Below are 24,470 nucleotides of genomic sequence, written 5' to 3' on the forward strand. Positions count from 1 at the left end.
CAGGCTGCGTGAATCGCTGTCGCTCCCGGGCCGAAACGAGTCCAACCCAGCCGGGCCCGACCTTTTGCTGTTCTCGCCTTGCCCGGCAGCAAGTCGGTAAGACGAGATGGGATGGCGTTCAGCCCGCGTCGCGCGGCCCGGCCTTGATTTCCATCGGCGTGTACCACCGGCCGCTGCCGTCCGCCGGGAAGCGGCCGACGCGCTGGACGGCGCGCAGCACGGCCTGATCCCAGCTCGGCACGCCGCTTGAGTGCTTGACGCTCGTGCCCAGGACTTCGCCCGAGTTCGGGTCGAGCGTGACGGTGATGATGACTTTCGGGTCGCCCTGAATCTGGTCGATCTGCGGATAGATCACGTTCTGCCGCACCAGTGTCGCCAGACGCGCCGCGTAGGCGCCGGACGGGCCCGAGCTCACGGCGGCCGTACCCGTGCTGGTCGCAGGGCCGGTGCCGGCCTGGGACATGAGGTTTTTCATGTAGTCCGAGCGCGCCTGTTGCTGCAGTTTGGCGAGTTGCTGTTCGCGTTGCTGCTCGGCCTTGCGCAGTTGCTCCGCCTTTTTCTCGGCCTGTTGTTGCGCCAATTGCTGCGCCTTGAGTTCCTGCTGTTTCTTCTGCTCGGCGAGTTTGCGCTGCTCAGCGGCTTTTTCCTGTGCCAGACGCTGCTGTTGCAGCGTCAGTTTTTCCGCCGCCAGCTTGTCCGCCAGGCGTTGCTGGGCCTGTTGCTGGGCGAGCAGGGCGGCTTGGCGCTTCTCTTCTTCCTGCTTGCGCTTGCGGGCTTTTTCCAGCGCGATTTCGGCGTTGTCCGGCGTGGGTTGCACCTTGGCCAGCGGTGGTGGGGCTGGCTGCGGCTGAGGCTGTGGTTTGGGTGCGGGCCGCACCGCTTGGGGCTCGACCTTGGGTGGCCGTGGCGCGGCCAGATGCGCCGTGGGCGCCCACAGCTCGGCCTCGACGGCTTCAGGGGTGTGGCTTTTCCAGTGCACGCCCAGTGCGATGACGATGATGAGCAGCAGGTGGATCAGGGCGGCGAACAGCAACGCGCGGCCAATGCCCTTTTCGGGCGGTGGGCGCAGCTTGTCGGCCGGGGGGTTGTAGGTGTTCATGTCGGAAGGTGCCAAGGCCTGTTCAGGCCCATGCGCCGGCGCAGAAGCGTGGAGATTGCAGCATGCAGGACAAACGGCGCGTTGGGCTTCACGGTTGACGTGCGGCTTGCCCGGTCGCCTGCACCGCCAGGCCGACGCGCTGCACGCCGCCTTCCTTCAGGCGGTTGAGCACCTGGATGACGTCGTCGTATTTCACGTCCTTGTCGGCGGCGATCAGCACCGGCATTTCGGCCAGGGTGGAGCCGCTTTGCTGGGCGAGTTGCGCCACGGCCTTTTGCAAATCGGCCATGCTCGTGGGTTGCGGATTCAGGCCCGTGGTTCCGGCCTTGGCCTTGGGGTCGCGCAGGCGCACGCTCAGAATCTTGTCGGCCTTGATGTCCACTTCCACCACGGTGTCGGGCGCGCGCGTGGCCTGGCCCACGCTGGGCAGCTTCACGGCGCTTGGGGTGATGAGCGGCGCGGTGACCATGAAAATGATGAGCAGCACCAGCATCACGTCGATATACGGCACGACGTTGATTTCGGCCAGCGCGCGCCGCCGGTGCCCGCTGCCGCGCTGTATCGAGGCCATTCAGCGCGCTCCCGTTGCAGCCGACATGGGCCGGGTCATGGACCCGGCGTCCTGCGCCGGCGCGCCTTGCGGGTGCGGTGCCACCTGGCGCTGCAGGATGTTGGAGAACTCTTCGGTGAAGGACTCGAAGCGAATGGCCAGGCGGTCGATGTCGCGGGCGAAAAAGTTGTAGGCGATGACGGCCGGAATGGCGGCGAACAGGCCGATGGCCGTGGCCACCAGCGCCTCGGCGATGCCGGGGGCCACCGTGGCCAGCGTCACCTGCTGCAGGTTGGACAGGCCGACGAAGGCGTGCATGATGCCCCAGACCGTGCCGAACAGGCCCACGTAGGGCGACACCGACGCCACCGAAGCGAGGAAGGACAGGTTGGACTCGATCACGTCCATCTCGCGCTGAAAGGCGGCGCGCATGGCGCGGCGCGAGCCGTCCACCAGGGTGGTGGAGTCGAGCCGGCGCTCGCGCAGCTTGAGGAATTCGCGCATGCCGGAGGCGAAGATGCGCTGCAGCGGACTGCCCTGGCGCGCGCTGTTGATGGCCGCCTGGTACAGGTCGTTCAAGCTGGTGCCGGACCAGAATTCCTGCTCGAAATCGTCGGTCTTGAGGCGGGCGCTTTTGATGGCGAAGTATTTGCGGAAGATGACGGTCCAACTCGCGAGCGACACCGCCATGAGCAGCGCCAGGACGAATTGGACGACGGCGCTGGCACCCAGTACGAGTGAGATGATGGAAAAGTTTTGGTCCATGCAAAGTCCAGGCTGAAAGTGGCGGGAAGAGCGGCGCTATGGATGCAGAGCCCGCAGACGGCGCCGGGTTCCCCGGGAGTGCGGGCAGACTCCTGAAGCCCGCTATTTTGCACCGCTGCAAGCCGTGCCCGCGTGACGTTTTGTGTAGCGCCCGCGCTGGCGGTGCCCTGGGGACTATCCCATGATGGCTTGCAGCACCGCGGCCGGCAGGCGCCTTGGCTTGAAGCTGCCGGCTTGCACGCAGGCCACGCGCACTTGCACGCTGGCCAGCAGGGTGGTGGCCGCGGCGTTCGACGTATCGGACGCGGGCGCGCAGCGGCGCACTTCCTGCAGCAACTCCAGACTGGCGCCGCCCACCTCGACCACGGTCACGCTGACGGTGAGTTGATCGTCCAGCCGCGCCGGCGCGAGGTAGCGCACCTGCGCACTGCTGACGACGAACAGCAGCGCGTCGCGCTCGGCCAGGCGTTGCTGATCCAGGCCCAGGGAGCGCAGCCATTCGGTGCGGGCGCGCTCGCAGAACTTGAGGTAGTTGGCGTAATACACCACGCCGCCGGCGTCGGTGTCTTCCCAATAGATCCGCACCGGCCAGATGAAGGCGGGCGCGGTGGCAGGGGCGGTGAATGGGGTTGCGCTCATGCGGGGAGTCTATTGATTTTCTGGCGCACCTCGTCGCGTCTTGGCTGGCCTGCGTCGACCTGACCAGCGCTGAACGTGGGCGGCTTTGCACCAGCGCGGCCGATGCCGGCTATGCTCGGCGGGGCCGCAGGCCAAGCCTTGCCGGCAGCGCCAAAACCCCATCCCCGATCCTTTCAACCCTTTCATTGCGTTCATTCACCATGTTCACAGGTCTCGTCACGGCTCTTGGCCGTATTTCCGAAGTGGTGCCGCTGCAAGCCGGCGAGGGCAGCGGTTTGCGCGTCACGGTGCAGGTGCCGGCAGCGTGGCTGCAGGGCGTGGACCTGGGCGACAGCATCTGCGTGAGCGGCGCCTGCATGACCGCCGTGGAGCTGGGCGCGGCGCACTTTGCCTTCGACATCTCGGCCGAGAGCCTGGCGCGGACCACCGGGCTCGACGCGGCGGGGATCGAGGTGAACCTGGAACAGTCGCTGACCCTGGCCACCAAGCTCGGCGGCCATCTGGTCACCGGCCATGTGGACGGCATCGGCCAGGTGGAGCGCTTCGAGCCGGCGGGCGAATCCTGGCATCTGGCGCTGCGCGTGCCCAGTGGGCTTGCGCGTTTTTTTGCCTACAAGGGCTCGATCGCCGTGAACGGCGTGAGCCTGACGGTGAACCGCGTGACCGACGCCAACGACGCCTCGGCCAGCGTGCACATCAACCTCATACCCCACACCCTGCGGCACACCAATCTGCACAGCCTCAAGCCAGGCAGCGCGGTGAACCTGGAGGTGGACCTGATCGCGCGATATGTGGAACGCATGCTGCCGGGCTTGCGGGTGGATTTGGCAGCTAGGACCTGAAACGGTTCTGAGGCTTTCGGCCCCCCGAGATCCGGGCTGCGGTGCCATCATCGTCCATGCTTGGACCTTGCCGTGTCGCAGTAGCCATGGAGCATGGCACCTTGGGCGCGAATCCATGCAGTCGCGATGGACGGCGGCGACGGGTTTTCCCGATTGACCAACTGCGCCCAGCCGAATTGGCGGCGCAGCCATAATCAACCCTTTTCCAACGCTGCCCAGACGCCGCGCCCGTGCGCGGCGCAAGACTCACTGCATGCCCCGTAAGTACGCCGCCGTCCCGCCCATCCACCGCCTTCGGGCTGCTGCGCGGCGGCGCCTGTGGGCCGGACTGTTGCTTGGCGCCTTCTGGGCGCTGGCAGCACCCGTTGCCGCGGCGGCGCCTGCGCCGAGCGCATCGGCATCGGCGGCGCCGGGGGGCTTTGCCGCATCCGCGCCGCAAACTGCGGCATCGGGCGCAGAGGGGGCATCGGCAGGGGCGCCCGCCGCCGCGGCATCGCAGCCCAGTTATGACGTTCGCATCGATGCGCCCGAGGCCTTGCGCGGCATGTTGGCGCAATACCTGGAGATCGAGCGCTGGCGCTTTTTCCCCGGCATCACGCCCACCCAGTTGCGCGGCCTGGTCGACAAAATCCCGCGGCAGGCCGATGACTTGCTTGCCGCCGAGGGTTATTTCGCGCCACAGGTCAAGGCCACATTGAACGCAGCAGCGCGGCCGCCGCTGGTGGAGGTGCAGGTCCAAGCCGGCGAGCCGACACGCGTGAGCAGCCTGGACTTGCAGGTGAACGGCCCCGACGGCCAGCCCGATGCGCCGCTGGCAGCCAAACTGCGCCACGACTGGTCGCTGGCCGACGGACAGGTGTTTCGCAGCGCCGCCTGGGAAACCGCCAAGAGCAATGCCCTGCTGACCCTGCTGACGCAGCGCTACCCGGCGGCGCGCATCGCGCAAAGCCAGGCGCGGGTGGACCCGAAGCGGCACGGCGCGGCGCTCAGTCTGGTGCTCGACACCGGGCCGGGCTACAGCTTCGGCCCGGTGCAGGTTGAAGGCCTGAAGCGCTACCCCGAGACCATCGTGCAGCGCCTGGCACCCTTCCAGCCCGGCCAGCCTTATGCGCAGGCCAAGCTGCTGGAATACCAGCAGCTGCTGCAGGGCAGCAGCTATTTCCGCACGGCCACGGTGGCCGCGCCGCTGGCCGAGGCGCAGGGCACCACGCTGCCGGTGCAGGTGCAGGTGGTGGAATACAAGCCGCAAAAATTGGGACTGGGCGTGGGTTACAGCAGCAACACCGGGGCGCGTACCCAGGTGGATTACGAGAACCTCAACATCCTCGGTCGCGCCTGGCGTTTCACCAGTGCACTGAAGCTGGAAACCCTGCTGCAGTCCTTGAGCGCGGGCCTGGCCTTCCCGCGGGTGGCAAACGGCTCGCGCTACAGCCTGAGCGCCGATGTGCAGCACGCCAACATCCAAGGCCTGACCACGCGCAGCCTGATTCTCGGCGGCCAGCGCCAGCGCCTGGACGGGCCGATCGACACCGTGCTGTCGCTGCAGTACATCACCGAGCGGCAGGACGTGGCCGGCTACGGCAGCACCACCGCCCAGGCGCTCATGCCCAACTATTCCTGGACGCGGCGGCGCCTGGACAACCCGATCGACCCCAGCAGCGGCAGCCTGGTCAACGCCCAGATCGGCGCTGGCAGCAAGGCCGTCCTGTCGGACCAGAACTTCATTCGCCTGGTGCTGCGCGGGGTGCAGTACATCCCGCTGGGCACGCGCAACCAGCTCATCCTGCGCGGCGAGGTGGGCAGCGTGCTCAGCCCTTCGGCCAACGGCATTCCACAGCAGGAGCTGTTTCGCGCCGGCGGCATCGGCTCGGTGCGCGGCTACGCCTACCAGAGCCTGGGCGTGACCGAGGGCGATGCCATCGTCGGCGGTCGCGCCCTGCTCACCGCCAGTGCCGAGGCGGTGCACTGGCTCACGCCGCAATGGGGCGCCTCGGTGTTCTACGACCGGGGCGACGCTGCCAACAGCTTCGGCGCCTTGAAGACCGTGGCCGGTTACGGCATCGGCGCACGCTGGCGCAGCCCGGCCGGCATCATCAGCGTCGACCTGGCCTATGGCCAGGCCACCCAGTCCTACCGCCTGCAGTTCAACGCCGGGGTGAATTTCTGAGATGGCCCTGACGCCGGATCCAAGCCCTTCCGCTGCGCCCGAGGCGCCCGCGCCACGTCGGCGCAGCGCCTGGCGCCGGCCATGGTTCTGGGCCTGGCGCGGCCTTGCGGCTTTGCTGCTGCTCATCGCGCTGCTGCTGGCGGCGCTCGCCTGGCTGGGCAGCGGCCCGGGCCTGCGCTGGCTCGGCAGCCAGCCCTTGCAGTTCGGCGCCGTCCACCTGGAACTGCAAGGTGTGCGGGGCGATGTCTGGGGCGATTTGCGCATCGACCGGCTGCAACTGCAAAGCCCCAAGGTGGATGTGGATGCGCGCGACCTGCACCTGCGCTGGAACCCGCGCGCCCTGTTGCACCAGCCCGGGCTGGTGGATGTGCAGCTCTTGTCGGTCAGCGCGCTCGACTTGACCCTGCCGCCCAGCCCGGGCAGCGGCCCGCCCACGCTGCCGCAAAGCCTGGCGCTGCCACTGGACCTGCGCGTGGCGCGGCTGCACATCGGCACCCTGCGCCTGGGCCCGTCCGGCGCACGCAAAACCCTGGGCGGACTCGACGCCAGCCTGCAGACCAGGGCAGGGCAAGTGCAGCTCCATGCCGAAGCCACCACGCCCTGGGGCCAGGGCCGGGCGCAGTTGACGCTGGGCGCGGCGCGGCCGTTCGCCGTGCAGGGCAGCCTGCAGGCGACGCTGCGCCTGCAGGGCGCAAGGGTTCCAGCGCAGGTGCAGCTCGACATGCAATCCACCGGCAGCCTGCAAGCCTTGCGCCTGCGGGGCACGGCCAGCGCCTTGCAAACCCGCGCCAGTTTCAACGCCGAGCTGGCGCCGTTTGCCGCGCTGCCGCTGCGCAGCGCGACGATCGACGCCAAGCATGTGGACCCGGCGCGCATCGACCCCAAGCTGCCCACGGCCCTGCTCGACCTGCAGCTCGACCTGCAGCCTTCCAGCGCGCAGCGCGTGCGTGGCAGCTTGAAGCTGAGCAACGCCCGCCCCGGTGCGATCAACACCAAGCGCCTGCCACTGCTCGGCCTGCAAGCGGTGCTGGACTTGCAGCCGGGGCGGGTGCAGGTCCAGCAGCTTTTGGCCCGCCTGTCCGGCGGCGGCACCCTGGCCGGCAGCGCCAGCTACGACATGGCAACGCCGACGCCAGCGCCTGGCGTGGCTGCAGCGCCTGGCGTCCAGCCCGCAAGCCGGCCAGGCACGCAGCCCACGGCCGGCACTGCCGTCGCTCGGGCTGGTGGCCAGGCTGCCGATGCTGCGGCCCCAGGCCACTTCCGCCTCGACCTGCAGGCCAGCCAGCTCGACTTGCGCGCCATCGACTCCTCCTTGCTGGCCACGCGCCTGAGCGGCCCGCTGCAACTGCGCGGCAGCCTGCAGCAGCAGGATTTGCAGGCGCGGCTGGCGCAGCCCGGGTGGCTGGCCGAGCTGCGCGCCAGCCGGCGTGGCGAGCGCATCGACATCGCCCGCGCCCATCTGCAGGCCCAGGGCGGGCAGCTGGACGCCAGCGGCTCGCTGGACTTGCGCGCGCCGCAACGCTTCGCCGCGCATGCCGTGCTCGACCACTTCGATCCCAGCCGCTTTGGTGCCACACCCGGCGCCTACCCCGCAGCCGACCTCAACCTCAAGCTGCAAGCCCGGGGCGACGCCGCCGCACGCAGCGCGCAGGTGGATTTGCAAGTGCAGCCCAGCCGCTGGCGCGGCCATGTGTTCTCCGGATCGGCGCGCGGCCAGGTGTCGCCGGCGGGGGTACGCGGCCTCGAGGCCGACCTCAAGCTCGGCAGCAACACGCTCAAGGCGCTGGGCGATTTCGGCCGCGCCGGCGACCTGCTGCACTGGACCCTGGCCGCGCCCGCGCTGGCCGAGATCGACCCTGCTTTCGCCGGCCGGGCGCAGGGCAGCGGCACCCTGGCCGGCACGCCCGCCGCGCCGTCGGGCCAGTTCACCTTGCGCGCCAGCCAACTGGCCGCCCCTGGCAAGGTGCGGGTGCAGGCGCTGGACGCCAGCGGCCAATTGCAAGCCGGAGCGCAGGGCCTGCTCAAGCTGCACCTCAAGGGCAGCGGCATCACCGCCGGCACGTTCGCGCTGCAGCAGGCCGAGGTGGATGCGACGGGCCGGCTGGACGCGCAGCGGATCGCGCTGCGCCTGCGCAACGCCGACCTCGACTTGAGCGCCGCGCTGGCCGGCGGCTACACCGCCGCGCAGGGTTGGAAGGGGAGCATCGAGCAGTTCAGCAACCGCGGGCGCTACGCCGTGGACTTGCTGGCCCCGGCGCAATTGCTGCTGGCGAAAGACCATGTGGAGCTGCAGCACGCCAGGTTGCGCAGCGCCGGCGGCTCGCTCGACCTCGCCAGCGCGGCGTGGAACGCCGGGCAACTCGACACCACGGGCAGCGCGCAGGGCCTGGACCCGGCCTACTGGCTGACCCTGTTCGGCGTCCATCAGCACGGCGTGCAGTCCACCCTGCGGTTCGACGCCGACTGGTCGCTGCATGCCGCCAACACCCTGTCGGGCCATGTCGTTGTTGCGCGCAGCGCGGGCGATGTGAACCTGCCCACCGACCCGCGCTTGAGCCTGGGCTTGTCGCAACTGCGGCTGCAACTGCAAGCGAAGGACGATGCCGTGTCCGCCCGGTTCGACGCCGCCGGCAGCCTGCTCGGCAGCCTGCACGCCGAGGTGCAGACCGAGGTGAGCAAACACGGCCAGGCCTGGGGCGTGGCCGGGGAAGCGCCGCTGGCCGGCAGCCTGCATGCCGACTTGCCGAGCATCGCCTGGGCCGCGCCATTGCTCGGCCCCACCGCCAAGCTGGGCGGCACGCTGCTGCTGGACATGAAAGCCGCCGGCAGCGTGGCCAAGCCCGAACTGCGTGGTGCGTTCACCGGCCGCGCCCTGGCCGTGGCCCTGCCCGACGAGGGCCTGAACTTGCAAGGCGGCGTGCTCGACGCCAGCTTCAGCGGCGACACCCTGCAGCTCACCAGCTTCAGCGTGCAGGGCGGGCAGGGCAAGCTCACGGCCAGCGGCAGTGCCAGCTTCGCCAACGCCAAGCCGCAGGCCAGCCTGCAGTTCAGCGCGCAGCAGTTGCAGGTGCTCAACCGCCCCGACCGCCAGGCGGTGGTCAGCGGCAGCGGCACGCTCACGCTGCAAGGCCATAGCGTGCAGCTGAACAGCAAACTGAGCGTGGACAGCGCCGACTTCGAGCTGCCGCGCGGCAGTGCGCCCAAGCTGGCGAGCGACGTGGTCGTCGTGGGCCGGCCGGCGCTTGCGCCCACGTCGCCGCCCGCGGCCGGCTACGACATCGCGGCCGTGGTCGAGGTCGATCTGGGGCGCGAAGTGCATGTCACCGGCTACGGCCTGAACGCCAAGCTCGGCGGCCAGCTCACCTTGCGCGCCGCGCCCGGCCGCCCGCTGGCCGCGTTCGGCAGCATTGAAGTGCGCGAAGGCACTTACAGCGCCTACGGCCAGACCCTCACCCTGGTGAAAGGCGGGGCGGTGAATTTCTCCGGCCCGATCGACAGCCCCGGGCTGAACTTCAGCGCCCAGCGCGACGGCCTGCCGGTGCAGGTGGGGGTGCAAGTGACAGGCACCTTGCGCGCGCCCGTCGTCACGCTCACCTCCACGCCAGTCATGCCCGACAGCGAAATCCTGTCCTGGCTGGTGCTCGGGCAAGACCTCACCAGCGCCAGCCCCAACAATCTGGCGCTGCTGCAAACCGCTGCCGGAGCGCTGCTGGCCTCCGGGCAGGGCGCGCCCGTCACCAGCCGCATCGCCAGTGCGCTGGGGCTGGACCAGCTCTCGCTCAGCGGTCAGGGCGGGTTGCAAAACAGCATCGTCACCCTGGGCAAACGCATCACCTCCAAGCTCTCGGTCAGTGTGGAGCGCGGCCTGGGCACCACCGGCAGCCTGTTCAACATCCGCTACGACTTCACCCACCGCTTCTACCTGCGCCTGCAGTCCGGCGCCGACAGCGCGGTCGACTTGTTCTACACCTTCCGTTTCGATTGAGTCGGTTTGCCGCCGTCGGCAGCGTGCGGTCGGGGGAGATCCATCACCCTCGCGGCGGCACCGCTGTTTTCTCGTGTGCTCCGTGGCTGCATCGCTGTAGCCGGCCTCCTACAATGCCGTTTTGAGTCCAGCGCGCCTCCCGGGCGCAGCCTTCGCATGCCTTTATCCCCCATCCCCGAAATCGTCGCCGAGATGCAGGCTGGCCGCATGGTCATCCTCGTCGACGAGGAAGACCGCGAGAACGAGGGCGATCTGGTGCTCGCCGCCCAGCATGTCTCGCCCGAGGCCATCAATTTCATGGCGACGCACGCCCGCGGGCTCATCTGCCTCACCCTCACCCGCGCGCGCTGCGAGCAGATCGGCCTCAAGCCCATGGTGCAGCGCAACGGCTCCTCCCACGGCACCGCGTTCACCGTGTCGATCGAAGCGGCGGAGGGCGTGAGCACCGGCATTTCCGCTGCCGATCGCGCGCTCACCACGCGCGTGGCCGTGGCGCCGCATGCCAAGCCCGCCGACATCGTGCAGCCCGGCCATGTGTTTCCGCTGATGGCGCGGGACGGTGGCGTGTTGATGCGCGCCGGCCATACCGAGGCCGGCTGCGACCTCGCCGCCCTCGCTGGCTTGGAGCCAGCCGCCGTGATCTGCGAGATCATGAACGACGACGGCACCATGGCCCGCCTGCCCGACCTGGAACGCTTCGCCGCGCATCACGGCCTGAAGATTGGCGCGATTGCCGACCTGATCGAATACCGCAGCCGCACCGAGAGCCTGATCGAGCGCGTGGATGCGCGCCCGATGCAGACCGCGTTCGGCACGTTTCAAGCCCTGCTTTACCGCGACCGCACCGGCAGCGGCGTGCACCTCGCGCTGGTGCATGGCAAGCCCGCCCAGGCGCGCGAGCCGGTGCTGGTGCGGGTGCACGAGCCGCTGTCGGCGCTCGACCTGCTCGACGCCCAGGCCACCACCCATTCGTGGAATTTGCCGCAGGCGCTGGCGCGCATCACCCAGGCCGAGGCCGGGGTGGCCGTGCTGCTCAACGCCGGCGAAAGCGCTTCCGGGCTGCTGCAGCATTTCGCCGCCTTGCACCAGCCGGTGCCGCCACGCGGCGCGGCCGCCGCCTTGCGCACCTATGGCATTGGCGCGCAAATCCTGCGCGACCTCGGCGTGCGCCGCATGCGCCTGCTGGCCGCGCCGCGCAAGATGCCGAGCATGACCGGCTACGGCCTGGAGGTGGAAGGCTTCGAACCCCCGCCCGCCACGCCAGGCGCCACGGCCATCTCTGTCGTGCAGCCGCAAGCTCCCGCGCGCCGATCCGATCCTTAACCTCAGCCCTTTCATGCGACACGCCCAACATCGCGACAACCCCGCCCTGCTCGATGGCACCGAGCTGCGCATCGGCATCGTCCAGGCGCGCTTCAACGTGCAGCTCACCGACCGCATGGCCGAGGCCTGCCTGGCTGAATTGCACGGGCTCGGCGTCAAGCCGGATGCCGTTCGCCACCTCACCGTTCCCGGCGCGCTGGAAGTGCCGCAGGCGCTGGCCGCCATGGCCGAGGGCGGCAGTTTCGATGCGCTCATCGCCCTGGGTTGCGTCATTCGCGGCGACACCTACCACTTCGAGCTGGTGTGCAACACCAGCGCCGTGGGCGTGCAGCAGGTGGCGCTGGACTTCGGCCTGCCGGTGGCCAACGGCATCATCACGGTCGACACCGAAGCGCAGGCCATCGTGCGCATCGACAAGGGCGGCGAATGCGCTCGCGTGGCGGTGGAAATGGCCAATCTGCTGGCGCAGGTCGGCGCCTGAGGCACCGCCACACCATGAATTCAGCCAATCCCAAGAGTGCGCGGCGCAAGTCGCGCGAACTGGCCCTGCAGGGCGTGTTCGAGTGGCTGGTGTCGGGCAGCGAGGCTGGCGCCATCGAGGCTTTCCTGCGCGAGCGCTACCCCACCATCAAGCTCGACACCGAGCATTTCCAGGCCGTGCTGCATGGCTGCATGCGCGAGGCCGGCAGCCTCGACGCCGTCATCCAGCCCTATCTGGACCGCCCCACGCGCGAGCTGTCGCCGGTGGAGCATGCGCTGCTGCTGCTGGGCACGTACGAACTCCGCTTCATGCTGGAGGTGCCGTACAAGGTCATCATCAACGAGGCGGTGGATCTGGCCAAGGTCTATGGCGGCACCGACGGGTTCAAGTACGTCAACGGCGTGCTCGACCGTCTGGCCATCATCCTGCGACCGGATGAAACCGGCGACCGGCTGACGCCGCAGCCCTACCGGGAGCACGAGGGCGGCATGCCGGCCAACCCTGCGGCCAAGGTGCCGGTGAGCTTCAAGCCCAGAGAGTCCGCTCGCCGCAAGCCGGAGCGTGCACCGCGTCGTCCTGCGGCATCGCGCAGCGCTGTCGTCGGGCAGGACGCCGCAGCCGCAACCCGGCCCGCTTCCAAACCCGACGACGTCTGGGCCCAGCGCAAACCGGCCGCGAGGCGCAAACCCGAGGAGTCCTGAAGCCATGCAACTCGCCAGCCGCCTTCAACAGGTCGAGCCGTTTTATGTGATGGATGTGGTGCGCGCCGCCTGGGAGCAGCAGGCGCAATGGAGGCGCCAAGGCCGCAGCATGATTCACCTCAGCGTCGGCGAGCCCGACTTCACCGCGCCGCAACCGGTGGTGGACGCCGGCATCGTCGCGTTGCGCGAGGGCCGCAGCGGCTACACCCTGGCCCCGGGCCTGCCGGCGCTGCGCGAAGCCATCGCCCAGCATTACGCCGGCAAGCATGGCGTGGCGGTGTCGCCCGAGCGCATCTTCATCACCGCCGGCGCTTCCGGCGCGCTCACCCTGGCCTGCCTGCTGCTGGTCGAGCCGGGCAGCGAAGTGCTGATGCCCGACCCCACCTACCCGTGCAACAAGAACTTCGTGGCGGCGGCCGGCGGCAGCGCACGCCTGCTGCCCACCACGGCGGCCACGCGCTTCCAGCCCACCGCCGCGCAGATCGACGCCGCCTGGGGCCCGGCCACGCGCGGCGTGCTGCTGGCCTCGCCGTCCAACCCCACCGGCACGTCGATTGCACCGGATGAGTTGGCGCGCATCGCCGCCGTGGTGCGCAAGCATGGCGGCTTTTTGCTGGTGGACGAGATCTATCTCGAACTCGGTTTCGACCCCGCCTACGGCCGCACCGCGCTGGCGCTGGATGCATCGATCATCAGCATCAACAGCTTCTCGAAGTATTTCCAGATGACCGGCTGGCGCCTCGGCTGGATGGTGGTGCCGCAGGAACTCGTGGAACCGCTGACCCGCCTGGCCGGCAACCTCTACATCTGCCCCAGCACCCCGGCACAACATGCCGCGCTGGCCTGCTTCGCGCCAGCCACCCTGGCCGAGGCCGAGCGCCGTCGCGCCGAATTCCAGCGCCGGCGCGACGTCATCGTCCCTGCGCTGCAAGCCATCGGCCTGGACGTGCCGGTGCTGCCCGACGGCGCCTTCTATGTCTGGGCCGATTGCTCGCGCCACGCTGCGGACAGCTGGGACTTCTGCTTCGACGTGATGCGCGAGACCGGCGTGGTGCTGGTGCCGGGCAAGGATTTCGCCACCGTGCAGCCCGAACGCTGGTTCCGCCTGAGCTACGCCAACAGCGTGGAGAACTTGCGCGAAGCAGCCGGTCGGCTGGGCGCTTACCTGGCCCGTGGCAACAGGCGCAGCGCCACCGGCTGAGCCGGTTCTCGTTCACCCCAAGCGCGCACGCACCCGCCAGTCCTCGCCAACCGGCTCGATCTGCAGGCCCTGCAGCTTGATGCCATCGGCCACCGCCTGCAGCGGCCCGAAGGGCGCGATGCCTGCGCCCTGGCCCAGCAGCCTGGGTGCGAGGTAGAGCAGCAACTCGTCCACCAGCCCGGCGTTCAGCAGCGAGGCGTTGAGCCGCGCGCCGGCTTCCACATGCAGTTCGCCAATTTCGCGCACCGCCAGTTCGCGCAGCAGTGCGTCCAGGTCGGTCTTGCCCGGTTTGGCGGCGTCCACCGGCAGGGCGATGAGTTGCACGCCCAGCTCGCGCAGCACGCGTGCACGCGGCTCGGCCTGCTCCGGCGGCAGCGCGTGCGCCACCCAAACCTTGTGCGGCTCGGTCTGCAGCAGGCGGGCCGTGGGTGGCAACTCCAGGCGGCTGTCCACCACCACGCGCACCGGCTGGCGCTGTGTGGCCACATGGCGCACCGTGAGTTGCGGGTCGTCGTCGCGCACGGTGCCCATGCCGGTGAGCACGGCGCAGGCGCGTGCGCGCCAGTGGTGGCCGTCGGCACGCGCCGCGGGCCCGGTGATCCACTGGCTTTGGCCGTTGGGCAGGGCGGTGATGCCATCCAGCGAGGCCGCCGCTTTCAGCCGCACCCAGGGCCGGCCGCGCTCGAAGCGCGAGAAAAAACCGAGGTTGAGTTCACGCGCCGCGTTTTCCAGCAGGCCACACTCGGTGCGGATGCCGGCAGCCGCCAGGCGTGCCAGGCCGCCGCCGTCCACCCGCGGGTTGGGGTCGCGCGCGGCGGCCACCACCCGGGCCACGCCGGCCGCCACCAGCGCGCCGGCGCAGGGCGGGGTGCGGCCGAAGTGGGCGCAGGGCTCGAGCGTGACGTAGACGCTGGCGCCGCGCACGTCCACGCCCTGTGCCCTTGCGGCGTCGAGCGCGACGATTTCCGCATGCCGCTGCCCGGCCGGCTCGGTGGCGCCTTCGGCCACGACGCGCCCGCCCTGCACGATGACGCAGCCCACGCGCGGGTTGGGGCTGGTGCGGTAGAGCGCGCCTTCGGCCAGCTCCAGCGCGCGGCGCATGAAGGCTGCATCGGCGGAGTCCGCTTGGGTGGGGGTGGAGGGGATCGTCATGCGCGGTGCTCGGTCGATCAGGCAGGGCCTGGCAGGTTGGGGAGGGTCAGGTTTTCCTGGCGCGGGGTGCACGGATCGGCTTGCCGCTGCGCGCCATTTCTTCCAGGATCTGCACGAACTGCGCCGGGTCCTTGAAGCTGCGGTAGACCGAGGCGAAGCGCACATACGCCACGTCGTCCAGGCGCTTGAGTTCGTCCATCACCCACTCGCCGATCTGGGCCGAATCCAGCTCGCGAGCGCCGGTCTGCAGCAGGCTTTCCTCGATGCGGCCGATGGCGGCGTCCACCGCGTCCGCCCCCACCGGGCGCTTGCGCAGCGCCAGGGTCAGCGAGGCGAGGAGCTTGTCGCGCGAATAGTCCACCCGCCGGCCGTCTTTTTTCACCACCGCGGGAAAACTCACCTCGGCGCGTTCATAGGTGGTGAAGCGCTTGTCGCAACCCGCGCAGCGCCGCCGGCGCCGCAGCGCCGTGCCGTCTTCCACCTCACGGGTCTCCACCACCTGGGTGTCGGGATGCTGGCAGAAAGGACATTTCATGGCGGGTTCGCAAAGAGGCGCAACCGGCATTATTCCCCGGCGCCGGGTCCAGCGCCAAACGCCAGGCAGGCGCCGGCGCAGCCAGGCATCCAGTGTCGCAAACCCTCACCGCAACGGACCGTTCATCGGCCGATTGATACCGCTCGTCCCGAAAAGTTACTGAAGGAAACGAAGACTGGCTAGGCTTGCCCCCATGAAAACTGCATCCGGCATGACCCTGGTCGAGCTTCTGGTGACGGTGACCCTGGTGGCCATCCTGCTGGTCGTGGGCCTGCCGTCCTACCAGGGCATCACCACCACCAACCGCATGGCGTCGGAAATGAACGCCTTGATCGGCGACCTGCAATACGCCCGCGGCGAGGCGGTGAAGCAGGGGCAGCCGGTCACGGTTTGTGCTTCGAGCAACGGCGCGGCATGCAGCAACTCCACGAACTGGGCGAATGGGTGGCTGATTTTTTCGGATGCCAACGGCAACAGGACCGTCGATACGGGAGAGCCGATTTTGCGGGTTCAGCCCGCTCTCGGCTCCACCGACACCCTGGCATCGTCAAGTCTCCCGGCCGTGACCTTCAATCGCAACGGTTTCAGCAGCAATGCCGGCAGCATCAAGCTTGACGACGCGGCAGGGGCTGCCGATCGCCTCCAGTGCGTCAGGATTTCGACGGTTGGCTATGTGCAATTACTTTCAGGATCGGGCTGCCCATGAAGCCACGCAAGAAAACGCAGGGCCACCCCTGGAGCACTCACAAGTTCCAGTCGGGGTTCAGCTTGATCGAGGTTCTGATCGCGCTGCTCGTGATCGCCATCGGGCTGCTCGGCATCGCCGGCATGCAGGCTCTTGCCCTCAGCAACACCAGCACGGCGCGCCAGCGCAGTCTTGCCGCCATCCAGGCCGCCAGCATGGGTTCGATGATGCGCGCCAACCGGGGCTATTGGGAGTCGGCGTCTTCGGTGGACGTGACGGTCACGGGCTCGCTGTCTGGAACCTCGTGGTCGTCAACCACCTTGAGCGGTTCCGTGAGCAGCCAGGGGACGGACTGCGAAACGAGCGTGTGCTCGGCACCGCTGCAAATGGCCGCCTACGACTTGCAGAGCTGGGGCCTGTCCATCGCGCAGCAATTGCCCAACGGCACCGGGCGGGTGCAATGCGCAGCCGGCAATCCGGTGAGCTGCCAGGTGAGCGTGTCCTGGTCCGAAAAGACGGTGGCGCTGAATGGGGCGCCGGGTTCCTCGGCCACACAAACCTACACCCTGCTGGTGCAGCCATGACAACACGCCGTTGCATTCCTCAGCGCACGCCGAAGCCGGCGGGGCATTTCGGGCAGCGCGGCTTGGGGCTGGTCGAGGTCCTCGTCGCCATGGCGATTGCCCTGTTTCTGCTCGGCGGTTTGTTCACCATTTTCTACACCACCCGCCAGACCTTCAGCGCGCAGCAGGGCATTGCCGGTTTGCAGGACAACGAGCGTCTGGCCATGACCCTGATGAGCGAGGTCATCCATGGCGCGGGCTATTACCCAACCCCCCAGCCGCCAACGCCGATTCCCAACACGGGGACGGCGCTGCCGGTGCAGAACGCGGCTTCCGCCCCCTTGCCGGCAACTTTCGCGGCTGGCCAGTCGGTTTTTGGCGGCACCCTCAATGGCCAGGACGCCATCGTCGTGCGTATGGTGGCGGCCCCTGGCGACGGCACCATGAGCTGTCTGGGCGACACGAATCCGTCCACGGCCACGGCCAACGTCACCTACCTGAACACGTACTCCTTCAGCGGGGGCGCGTTGCGTTGCACCGTCAGCACCGCAACCAGCGGGACTGGCGGCCAGACCCAGGCTCTCGTCGGCAGCAATCTGGCCGGCACGCTGCACTCGGACGGCGTGACCGCCATGACCTTGCTGTACGGGGTGGACACCAATGGCGGCGGTTCGGTCAATCGATACCTCTCGGCGGCCAGCGTGAGCAACTGGTCGAGCGTCAAGAGCGTCAAGGTCGCCTTGACCTTCAGCAACCCGCTCGCCGGACAGCCGGGGCAGCCGGCAACCGTGGACTTCACGCGGGTCATCGACATCCTGGGGCAACTATGACAAGGCCGTCGCCAATCGCCATGCAGGCACTGGCCTGCGAGTCCCATCGTCCACAGCATTCGGGCTTCGTGCTCATCGCCAGTCTGCTCATTCTGGTGGTGCTCACCGTCATTGCGGTGGCCATGTTTCGCAGCTTTGGCATGCAAGAGCGCATGGCCGGCAACTTGCGCGAAAAAACACGCGCCCTCGAAGCCGCCAACAGTGCCTTGAGCTATGCCGAATGGTGGTTGAACCAGAACAACGCCGGCACCGGGGCCGCATGCTCCGGCGCGCCTTCGCCCGTCGATACGGCGCGCGTGTGCACCAACCAGCTCAGCAGCCCGGCAGTCTTATCCAACTGGACGAAGGCCACCACCTACGCCTTGCCATCGGCCACGGTGTCCACCTCGGGAGGCGCTGGCACCTACTACGCCAGCCCCAAGTTCCACATCCAGTACCTCGGGCCTGACGCCACCAAGAACGCCACCGTCTATCTCATCACGGCGCTGGGCTATGGCGGCAACGCCAATGCCGTTGCCGTGGTGCAAAGCACGTACGCCTTCACGTCGATCAAAGACCTCACCGGGCCTTGAGGCGGACAACGCATCGACCCGGCACATCAAACACCATTCCCAGGGGCAAGCACCATGGCTCGATTCAATCCAATTCGTTACCGCAGCACTGTGTACCGGGCGCTGTTTGCGGCGAGCTCGGTCTTGTTCGCCGGCGCCTCGCAAGCCGACGAAGAAAAGCCCGCCACATCGGCCAGTTTCCAGCCGGTTTCGCAATGCTTTCGCGATGCCGGCGCCAGCGGCTGGACCTACGCCGGCGCTGCAAGCCCTGGCGTGGCCTATACCGGGAAGAACTCCTCGCTGACGGCGGCAACGGGCGTCGACGCGGCAGGCCAGGGTTGGCTGCGGCTGACCGACAACACCAACAACCAGAAGGGTTCGGCCTATTACAACCTGCCCATCAACGTCAGCAGTCTGGGCATTCAGGTGGAGTTCACCTACACCGCTTGGGGCGGTACCGGCGCCGACGGCATCAGCATGTATTTGTTCGATGGCGCGACCACGAAATTCGTGCAGGGCGACTTCGGCGGTGCGCTCGGCTATTGCGCCGGCTATGGCAACACTCCGGGAGGCCTGAGCAACGCCGTGATCGGCGTCGGCATCGACGACTATGGCAATTTCGAGAATGGCTACGACCGTTGCCAGAATGGCGGTGAGCCTCAGGGCCACAGCTCGGGCTATTACACCGCGCTGGGCATCCGCGGTCCGGGCAATGGCAGCAATGGCTACAAATGGCTGGCCGACGTCAACCAGAAAAACGTGCCGGCCTCGGTCGGGCCTTTTTCGACGTTCTACACACCGTCCGCCAGCGTGCGGCCGACCGATGCGCTGTTCTACCGTCGCGTCCGGCTGAATATTTCTCCGACGGATCCGGCGAATCCGCAAAACGGCTACACCGTCACGCTGTATTGGGCGACCACACCGAATGGCGCCTTCACACAGATGATGAGTGCGCCCTATCCAGCAGGCAATACGCCCCCCGCCACCGGTAACAAGGCGCCAGACTTCACGATTCCATCGAACTGGACCCCATTGCCGCCAACCGTGAAGTTCGGCTTCGCCGGCTCCACCGGCGGGGCGACCAATTACCACGAAGTCCGGGATGTGTATTTCACCGAGGGCCTGCCGGACTTGAGCGTGACCCAGTCCGGCCCCAGCACGGTCGCCGCAGGCAGCACGGTCACCTATGTCGTCACCGCCGCGAACATCGGCTCCACCCCGGCCAACAACGCCACCCTCACGAACGTCCTCCCCAGCGCCCTGGCCAACGTGACCTGGTCTTGCACGGCGAGTGCGGGCTCCAGTTGCCCGGCAGCGGCAAGCGCCGGCACGATCGCCGGCAGCAGCTTCAGCGTCAGCGGCATCAAGCTCGCCCTCGTGGGCAATGCCACCTTCACCATCCAGGGGCAGGTTCCGGCGGGCACCACCGGTGCGCTCAGCAATGTGGCCACGATCAGCACGACGGAGTTCACCGATGCCTATCCGAATAACGACAGCACGAGCCTGGCGTCAACCATCAACACGAATCCGGCCACGGCCAGTCTGAACCTGGCCCAGGTGCCGCAGACCCTCAACTCCATTGGGGTGAACGCGGTCAAGGGAGCCGTGGTTCAAACCTCCACCCAGATCTACCTCGGCCAGTACCACCCGGCGAACTGGTGGGGGCAGTTGTTCGCCTACCCGCTTGGGGCCGATGTCAATGGCAAGCTCGCCGCCAGCTCGACACCGAACTGGGACGCGGCTTGTGAGCTGACCGGGTCCCCCTGCCTGTCGCCCCCAACTCCTGCCGCGGCCTATCTTTCGTCAGGGGCGCAAAGCGCAACCAGCCGCGCGATGTTGACCTGGAACGGCAGCCAAGGCGTTGCCTTCGCCTACGGCAGTTTGAACAGTGCGCAGCAGTCGGCCCTGAACAATGATCCGGTGCTGAGTGGAACGTCACTCACCGGCTCCGACGTGGTGAATTTTCTGCGTGGCGACCGCAGCAAGGAGCAAAGCAAGGGCGGCCCATTTCGCACCCGCACCAGCGTGCTCGGCGACATCGTCGGCTCCAGCCCGGTTTGGGTCGGGCCGCCGAACTTGAGCTACCCGACATCCTGGGGAGACGCGCTCTACTCGAGCCTGGCACCGGCCGAAAACGCAGCAAGCAACAGCTACGGCAGCTTTGTGTCGAATAACAAGACCCGGCAGCACGTCGTCTACGCTGGCAGCAACGATGGCTTCGTCCATGGTTTCGCCGCAGGCAAGTACACCTCGACGGGAACGTTCAGCACCACGACGAATAACGGCAAGGAGTTGATCGCCTATATGCCGAGCACCGTGCTCGGCCAGATCGCGACCAACCCCTCAGGCACGCCGATCAACAGCAACTTCAACTTCACCGCCCCGGGTTACACGCATCGCTATTTCGTCGATGCCACGCCGGGCACGGGCGATCTTTATTACAACAGGGCCTGGCATACCTGGCTGGTGGGGGGGCTGGGCGGTGGCGGACAGGGCGTGTATGCCCTCGACATCACGAATCCAGCCAACTTCAGCCAGAGCAATGCGTCGACCCTGGTGGTGAAGGAACTCAACCTGAGCAACCTCACTTGCGCCAACAATGCCAACTGCAAGAACGACCTGGGCTACAGCTATGGCACGCCCATCGTCCGCCGCATGCACAACGGCGACTGGGCGGTGATTTTCGGCAATGGCTACAACAGCAGCACGGGAACCGCAGCCATTTTCATCGCCACCGTGAAGAATGGCGCCTCGGGCACCAACCCGAGCGGCCAGACAGGGGCCATTTACGAACTGGATACGGGCGCGGGCCCCAGTTCGGACCCGACCGGCCAGCATCGTGCCAACGGCATCAACTACGTCACCTCGGCCGATCTGGACGGCGACCACGTCGTCGACTACTTGTACGCCGGCGACCTGTTCGGCAACCTCTGGCGATTCGACGTGAGCGGCTGCAATCCCCCGGGCGTGACCACCACCGGCTGCACGGCCTCGGGCGGATGGGCAGTCTCGAAGTTTGGTGGCACGTCGGCGAAAGCGCTGTTTTCCGCCAAGAACGCGACGTCCACGGCCCAGCCCATCACCACGCAAGTGCAAGTGCTCTCGGTGCCTTCACGCGTGGGGCAGCCGCGCATCGAAGTGATGTTCGGCACGGGCAAGAATATCGAAACCGCCGACCAGTTGCCGAACAACTCGCCCACGGGCGTGCAGAGCATCTACGGCGTCTGGGACTGGGATATGAACGGTTGGAATGCGCAGTCCCAGGCGCAGTACACATCCTTGAGCGGCACCCAAAGCATTGCCCGCAGCGTGATGCAGCAGCAAACGGTGCAAGGCGCTTATGACACCAGCGGCCGGGCGTTTGCCGGCACGGGAACGGGCTACCGGACCCTCACCACCAACACCGTGTGCTGGAAGAATTCGTCATCCTGCCCCAGCAACAACAACCAGTTGGGCTTCTATCTCGACTTGCCCAGTTCCGGCGAAAGCATCATCTACAACCCGACGCTGGCCTTTGGCACCTTCATCGTCAACAGCACCATTCCCTCGCCCAATTCGCAAGGCCTGAGCTGCTACGCGCCAGCGCCGCCAGGGGGCTGGACCATGGCGATCAACCCGCTCAATGGGGGCGCCTTGCCCAACTCCTTCTTCGCCGACAGCCTTGGAAATTTCGTCACCATCGGCGGTCAGATCGTCAGTGGCATGTACCTGAACGCAGTGGGCTCCCCGAGTCTCGTCACCGATCAAGGCAAGCCTTACATGATCAACCAGGACAACAGTGGCAATCCCAATGTGCAGCAGGTCAATCCGGCGCCCAACGGCACTGGCCAGCGCCTGACCTGGACTGAACTGCGCTGAGCCGGAGGCATGATGAACCGCCGTCAAACCCTGCGGGGCTTCACCCTCATCGAGCTCATGATCGTGGTGGTGGTGATCGCCATCCTGAGCGCCATTGCGCTGCCGGCCTACCAGGACTCGGTGCGCAAGTCGCGCCGCACCGCGGCCAAGACGGCGGTGCTGGACCTGGCCAGCCGCGAAGAAAGGTTCTACACCACCAACAACGCCTACTCGGCCACGGCCGCGGACCTGGGCTACAGCGCGCTGCCGGCAGCCGTGCCCGACGCCGCGACCAACTACTTCCAGCTCAGCGTCACGGTGGATAACACCACCAGCCCGCCGTCGTTCACGGCGACGGCCACGGCGCAAGGCGACCAGCAGAACGACGGTTGCGGCAATTTTTCGGTCAACGCGCTGGGCGTGAAAACGGTGAGTGGTGCGCTGCCCGTCAGCACTTGTTGGTGAGCAAGCCGGTGCGGCCGCTTTTCCGCGGCCGCACCCAGGACGCTGAGGAGACAACGCACGGCTGCGTGCGTTCGCCTGCGTGCAGTGCTCCAGCCGCGCCGCAGGGCGCTTGGTGCCGTTGGCGCGCAAGCCCACGGCTACACTGCCGCCCATGCAAGCAGCTCAAGCCCCCATCGTCATCCTCATCTCCGGTCGCGGCACCAATATGCAGGCCATCGTGCGCGCGTGCACGGCCGAAGCCTGGCCGGCGCGGGTGGCTGCCGTCATCAGCAACCGACCGGATGCCGCTGGACTGGGCTTCGCGCGCGAGCGGGGCATTGCCACGCACGTGGTCGATCATCGCCAGGCGTCGAGCCGCGAGGCCTTCGACGCCGCGCTGGCCGCATGCATCAATGCTTACGCACCGAAGGCGGTGGCGCTGGCCGGTTTCATGCGCGTGCTCACGCCCGGTTTTGTGCGCCGATATGCCGGCCGCCTGATCAACATCCATCCCTCGCTCTTGCCCGCGTTCGCGGGCCTGGGCACGCACCGGCGCGCGCTCGATGCCGGGGTGAAGTGGCACGGCGCCACGGTGCACCTGGTCACGCCCGATGTGGACCACGGCCCCATCGTCGCCCAGGCCGTCGTGCCCGTGCTGGACGGCGACACCGAAGAATCCCTGGCCGCGCGCGTGCTGGACCAGGAGCACCGCATTTATCCCGCAGCGGTGCGTGCCCTGGTGGAAGGACGCTTGCAGGTCCAGGGCCTGCATGTGCGGGTGCTGCCCGCGCCATGCGCCCAGCCCCGGCAGGAGGCGGTATGAAGCCCCGCGTTCTGGTCAGTACTGCGCGCGAGTTGTTGCGCGCGGTGTTGCGCTTCGACTTGCCGGCCGATGTCGTCATCTCGCGCTATTTCCGCGCCCATCCCCAGCTCGGCCAGCGCGATCGCCATGTCCTGGCCGAGAGCATCTACCAGATCGTGCGCAATCTGCGCCTCTACCGCCACCTGGCGCAAGGCGCAAGCGGCGCGCAGGACTTGCACCTGCTCGTGCTCGGCTGGCAGGGCGACGCGCATGGTCAGCTCGACGAGGCCTTTCCGGCCGAGCTGCTGGCTTGGCGCGAGGGGATTCTCAAGCTCGACTTGTCCACCTTGCCGCCTGAATTGCGCTACAGCCAGCCAGACTGGATGGCGCAGGCGCTGCAGGCCCGTGGCGACCTGGGCGGCGGTGAATTCGAGGCCCTGGCCCAAAGCCTGCTGCAGCCGGCTCCGCTGGATTTGCGCGTCAACCTGCTCAAGACCACGCGCGAGGCAGCGTTGGCCGAACTGCGCAGCCTGGGCATCGCCTCCGAGACCATGCGTTATTCGCCCTGGGGCTTGCGCGTGCAGGGCAAGCCGGCGCTCAACCGCTCGACCCTGTTCACCGAAGGCGCGATCGAAGTGCAGGACGAAGGCAGCCAGTTGCTGGCGCTGCTGCTCGCACCCCGGCGCGGCGAGATGGTGGCTGACTTCTGCGCCGGCGCCGGCGGCAAGACCCTGGCGTTGGGCGCGATGATGCGCAACACCGGCCGGCTCTATGCCTTCGACGTGGCCGAGCACCGCCTCGACAAACTGCGCCCGCGCCTGGCGCGCAGCGGCCTGTCGAACGTGTATCCGGTGGTCATTGCCCATGAGCGCGACGACCGCATCCAGCGCCTGGCCGGGAAACTCGACCGCGTGCTGGTGGACGCTCCCTGCACCGGCACGGGAACCCTGCGCCGCAACCCCGACTTGAAATGGCGCCTGAACGAAGCCGACGTGTCCAAGCTGGCGGCGCAGCAGGCGTCCATTCTGAAATCGGCGGCCACGCTGCTCAAACCCGGCGGGCGCCTGGTCTATGCCACCTGCAGCCTGTTGCCGGCCGAGAACCGGGAGATCGTGGCGCAATTCCTGCGTGAGCGGGCCGACTTCACGCTCCACAACGCAGCCGAAACGCTGGCCCACCAGCAAGTGAGCTTCGAGCCGGCAACGGACAACCCGATGCTGGAATTGTTCCCACACCGGCACGGTACCGACGGTTTTTTTGCCGCGGTGATGCAACGCGCTTGAACCCCTGCCGCGTGCGCTGCCAACCATCGGCTGCT

General features: G+C 67.8%; 20 protein-coding genes and 1 pseudogene. 15 read left to right on the plus strand and 6 right to left on the minus strand.

Annotation, left to right across the window (positions count from 1 at the left end):
* Positions 1-118 precede the first annotated feature (118 nt).
* From tolA to ybgC, 4 genes are all read right to left on the minus strand, one after another.
* The gene (tolA, locus tag ACYCUK_RS05170; protein WP_461593757.1) at positions 119-1,099 is read right to left on the minus strand and encodes a cell envelope integrity protein TolA; all 981 of its coding nucleotides are present in this window, start codon (positions 1,097-1,099) and stop codon (positions 119-121) included.
* An 88-nt stretch (positions 1,100-1,187) separates the two neighbouring features.
* A complete protein-coding gene (locus ACYCUK_RS05175) occupies positions 1,188-1,670 on the minus strand; it encodes an ExbD/TolR family protein (protein WP_461593758.1) in 483 nt (160 codons plus the stop codon).
* A complete protein-coding gene (tolQ, locus tag ACYCUK_RS05180; protein ID WP_461593759.1) occupies positions 1,671-2,414 on the minus strand; it encodes a protein TolQ in 744 nt (247 codons plus the stop codon). It abuts the gene before it with no gap.
* Between the two features lie 174 nt (positions 2,415-2,588).
* Positions 2,589-3,053, minus strand: a complete 465-nt coding sequence (ybgC, locus tag ACYCUK_RS05185) for a tol-pal system-associated acyl-CoA thioesterase (protein ID WP_461593760.1) — start codon at positions 3,051-3,053, stop codon at positions 2,589-2,591.
* A gap of 200 nt (positions 3,054-3,253) precedes the next feature.
* Here ybgC and ACYCUK_RS05190 point away from each other — a divergent pair, with 200 nt between their 5' ends.
* The 7 genes and pseudogenes from ACYCUK_RS05190 to ACYCUK_RS05220 all read left to right on the plus strand — a co-directional run bounded on the left by ACYCUK_RS05190 (position 3,254) and on the right by ACYCUK_RS05220 (position 13,753).
* The gene (locus ACYCUK_RS05190; RefSeq protein WP_461593761.1) at positions 3,254-3,895 is read left to right on the plus strand and encodes a riboflavin synthase; all 642 of its coding nucleotides are present in this window, start codon (positions 3,254-3,256) and stop codon (positions 3,893-3,895) included.
* A gap of 253 nt (positions 3,896-4,148) precedes the next feature.
* Positions 4,149-6,062: an autotransporter assembly complex protein TamA gene (locus ACYCUK_RS05195; protein ID WP_461593762.1), complete on the plus strand. Its 1,914-nt coding sequence runs from the start codon at positions 4,149-4,151 to the stop codon at positions 6,060-6,062.
* Between the two features lies 1 nt (position 6,063).
* Entirely contained in the window at positions 6,064-10,047 is a 3,984-nt protein-coding gene (locus ACYCUK_RS05200) for a translocation/assembly module TamB domain-containing protein (RefSeq protein ID WP_461593763.1), read from the plus strand.
* 156 nt (positions 10,048-10,203) lie between these two features.
* A complete protein-coding gene (ribBA, locus tag ACYCUK_RS05205; protein ID WP_461593764.1) occupies positions 10,204-11,370 on the plus strand; it encodes a bifunctional 3,4-dihydroxy-2-butanone-4-phosphate synthase/GTP cyclohydrolase II in 1,167 nt (388 codons plus the stop codon).
* Positions 11,371-11,383: 13 nt separating this feature from the next.
* Positions 11,384-11,851, plus strand: a complete 468-nt coding sequence (gene ribH, locus ACYCUK_RS05210) for a 6,7-dimethyl-8-ribityllumazine synthase (RefSeq protein ID WP_461593765.1) — start codon at positions 11,384-11,386, stop codon at positions 11,849-11,851.
* A pseudogene (gene nusB, locus ACYCUK_RS05215) lies at positions 11,797-12,303 on the plus strand (transcription antitermination factor NusB); the annotation flags it as partial. The gene ribH and the pseudogene nusB, both read left to right, overlap by 55 nt.
* Before the next feature lie 253 nt (positions 12,304-12,556).
* On the plus strand, positions 12,557-13,753 hold the full coding sequence (locus ACYCUK_RS05220) for a pyridoxal phosphate-dependent aminotransferase (RefSeq protein WP_461593766.1): 1,197 nt from the start codon (positions 12,557-12,559) through the stop codon (positions 13,751-13,753).
* A gap of 12 nt (positions 13,754-13,765) precedes the next feature.
* Here the strand turns inward: ACYCUK_RS05220 and ribD are convergent, their stop codons facing one another.
* Both ribD and nrdR read right to left on the minus strand, forming a co-directional pair.
* The gene (gene ribD, locus ACYCUK_RS05225; RefSeq protein ID WP_461593767.1) at positions 13,766-14,905 is read right to left on the minus strand and encodes a bifunctional diaminohydroxyphosphoribosylaminopyrimidine deaminase/5-amino-6-(5-phosphoribosylamino)uracil reductase RibD; all 1,140 of its coding nucleotides are present in this window, start codon (positions 14,903-14,905) and stop codon (positions 13,766-13,768) included.
* 46 nt (positions 14,906-14,951) lie between these two features.
* The gene (nrdR, locus tag ACYCUK_RS05230) at positions 14,952-15,440 is read right to left on the minus strand and encodes a transcriptional regulator NrdR (protein WP_112485772.1); all 489 of its coding nucleotides are present in this window, start codon (positions 15,438-15,440) and stop codon (positions 14,952-14,954) included.
* Positions 15,441-15,633: 193 nt separating this feature from the next.
* On the opposite strand from nrdR, the gene ACYCUK_RS05235 reads away from it, so the two are divergent.
* From ACYCUK_RS05235 to ACYCUK_RS05270, 8 genes are all read left to right on the plus strand, one after another.
* Positions 15,634-16,146 (plus strand): GspH/FimT family pseudopilin, encoded by a 513-nt coding sequence (locus tag ACYCUK_RS05235; protein ID WP_461593768.1) that lies wholly within the window; start codon positions 15,634-15,636, stop codon positions 16,144-16,146.
* On the plus strand, positions 16,143-16,709 hold the full coding sequence (gene pilV / locus ACYCUK_RS05240) for a type IV pilus modification protein PilV (protein WP_461593769.1): 567 nt from the start codon (positions 16,143-16,145) through the stop codon (positions 16,707-16,709). Before ACYCUK_RS05235 ends, pilV begins: the two co-directional genes overlap by 4 nt.
* Positions 16,706-17,518 (plus strand): PilW family protein, encoded by an 813-nt coding sequence (locus ACYCUK_RS05245; protein ID WP_461593770.1) that lies wholly within the window; start codon positions 16,706-16,708, stop codon positions 17,516-17,518. The genes pilV and ACYCUK_RS05245 overlap by 4 nt, the downstream gene beginning before the upstream one ends.
* A 20-nt stretch (positions 17,519-17,538) precedes the next feature.
* A complete protein-coding gene (locus tag ACYCUK_RS05250) occupies positions 17,539-18,090 on the plus strand; it encodes a pilus assembly PilX family protein (protein WP_461593771.1) in 552 nt (183 codons plus the stop codon).
* A gap of 54 nt (positions 18,091-18,144) precedes the next feature.
* Positions 18,145-21,927 (plus strand): PilC/PilY family type IV pilus protein, encoded by a 3,783-nt coding sequence (locus tag ACYCUK_RS05255; protein ID WP_461593772.1) that lies wholly within the window; start codon positions 18,145-18,147, stop codon positions 21,925-21,927.
* A gap of 12 nt (positions 21,928-21,939) precedes the next feature.
* Positions 21,940-22,371, plus strand: coding sequence for a type IV pilin protein (locus ACYCUK_RS05260; RefSeq protein WP_461593773.1), 432 nt, complete (start codon positions 21,940-21,942; stop codon positions 22,369-22,371).
* 151 nt (positions 22,372-22,522) lie between these two features.
* Complete coding sequence (purN, locus tag ACYCUK_RS05265) at positions 22,523-23,173, plus strand: phosphoribosylglycinamide formyltransferase (protein ID WP_461593774.1); 651 nt, start codon at positions 22,523-22,525, stop codon at positions 23,171-23,173.
* Positions 23,170-24,435: an RsmB/NOP family class I SAM-dependent RNA methyltransferase gene (locus ACYCUK_RS05270; RefSeq protein WP_461593775.1), complete on the plus strand. Its 1,266-nt coding sequence runs from the start codon at positions 23,170-23,172 to the stop codon at positions 24,433-24,435. The genes purN and ACYCUK_RS05270 overlap by 4 nt, the downstream gene beginning before the upstream one ends.
* Positions 24,436-24,470 lie beyond the last annotated feature (35 nt).

The sequence above is a fragment of the Thiomonas sp. genome (assembly GCF_054608695.1).

Coding starts and splice junctions, on each gene's coding strand:
- tolA (WP_461593757.1), bottom strand. CDS start 1,099: ATGAACACCTACAACCCCCCGGCCGACAAGCTGCGCCCACCGCCCGAA.
- ACYCUK_RS05175 (WP_461593758.1), bottom strand. CDS start 1,670: ATGGCCTCGATACAGCGCGGCAGCGGGCACCGGCGGCGCGCGCTGGCC.
- tolQ (WP_461593759.1), bottom strand. CDS start 2,414: ATGGACCAAAACTTTTCCATCATCTCACTCGTACTGGGTGCCAGCGCC.
- ybgC (WP_461593760.1), bottom strand. CDS start 3,053: ATGAGCGCAACCCCATTCACCGCCCCTGCCACCGCGCCCGCCTTCATC.
- ACYCUK_RS05190 (WP_461593761.1), top strand. CDS start 3,254: ATGTTCACAGGTCTCGTCACGGCTCTTGGCCGTATTTCCGAAGTGGTG.
- ACYCUK_RS05195 (WP_461593762.1), top strand. CDS start 4,149: ATGCCCCGTAAGTACGCCGCCGTCCCGCCCATCCACCGCCTTCGGGCT.
- ACYCUK_RS05200 (WP_461593763.1), top strand. CDS start 6,064: ATGGCCCTGACGCCGGATCCAAGCCCTTCCGCTGCGCCCGAGGCGCCC.
- ribBA (WP_461593764.1), top strand. CDS start 10,204: ATGCCTTTATCCCCCATCCCCGAAATCGTCGCCGAGATGCAGGCTGGC.
- ribH (WP_461593765.1), top strand. CDS start 11,384: ATGCGACACGCCCAACATCGCGACAACCCCGCCCTGCTCGATGGCACC.
- ACYCUK_RS05220 (WP_461593766.1), top strand. CDS start 12,557: ATGCAACTCGCCAGCCGCCTTCAACAGGTCGAGCCGTTTTATGTGATG.
- ribD (WP_461593767.1), bottom strand. CDS start 14,905: ATGACGATCCCCTCCACCCCCACCCAAGCGGACTCCGCCGATGCAGCC.
- nrdR (WP_112485772.1), bottom strand. CDS start 15,440: ATGAAATGTCCTTTCTGCCAGCATCCCGACACCCAGGTGGTGGAGACC.
- ACYCUK_RS05235 (WP_461593768.1), top strand. CDS start 15,634: ATGAAAACTGCATCCGGCATGACCCTGGTCGAGCTTCTGGTGACGGTG.
- pilV (WP_461593769.1), top strand. CDS start 16,143: ATGAAGCCACGCAAGAAAACGCAGGGCCACCCCTGGAGCACTCACAAG.
- ACYCUK_RS05245 (WP_461593770.1), top strand. CDS start 16,706: ATGACAACACGCCGTTGCATTCCTCAGCGCACGCCGAAGCCGGCGGGG.
- ACYCUK_RS05250 (WP_461593771.1), top strand. CDS start 17,539: ATGCAGGCACTGGCCTGCGAGTCCCATCGTCCACAGCATTCGGGCTTC.
- ACYCUK_RS05255 (WP_461593772.1), top strand. CDS start 18,145: ATGGCTCGATTCAATCCAATTCGTTACCGCAGCACTGTGTACCGGGCG.
- ACYCUK_RS05260 (WP_461593773.1), top strand. CDS start 21,940: ATGAACCGCCGTCAAACCCTGCGGGGCTTCACCCTCATCGAGCTCATG.
- purN (WP_461593774.1), top strand. CDS start 22,523: ATGCAAGCAGCTCAAGCCCCCATCGTCATCCTCATCTCCGGTCGCGGC.
- ACYCUK_RS05270 (WP_461593775.1), top strand. CDS start 23,170: ATGAAGCCCCGCGTTCTGGTCAGTACTGCGCGCGAGTTGTTGCGCGCG.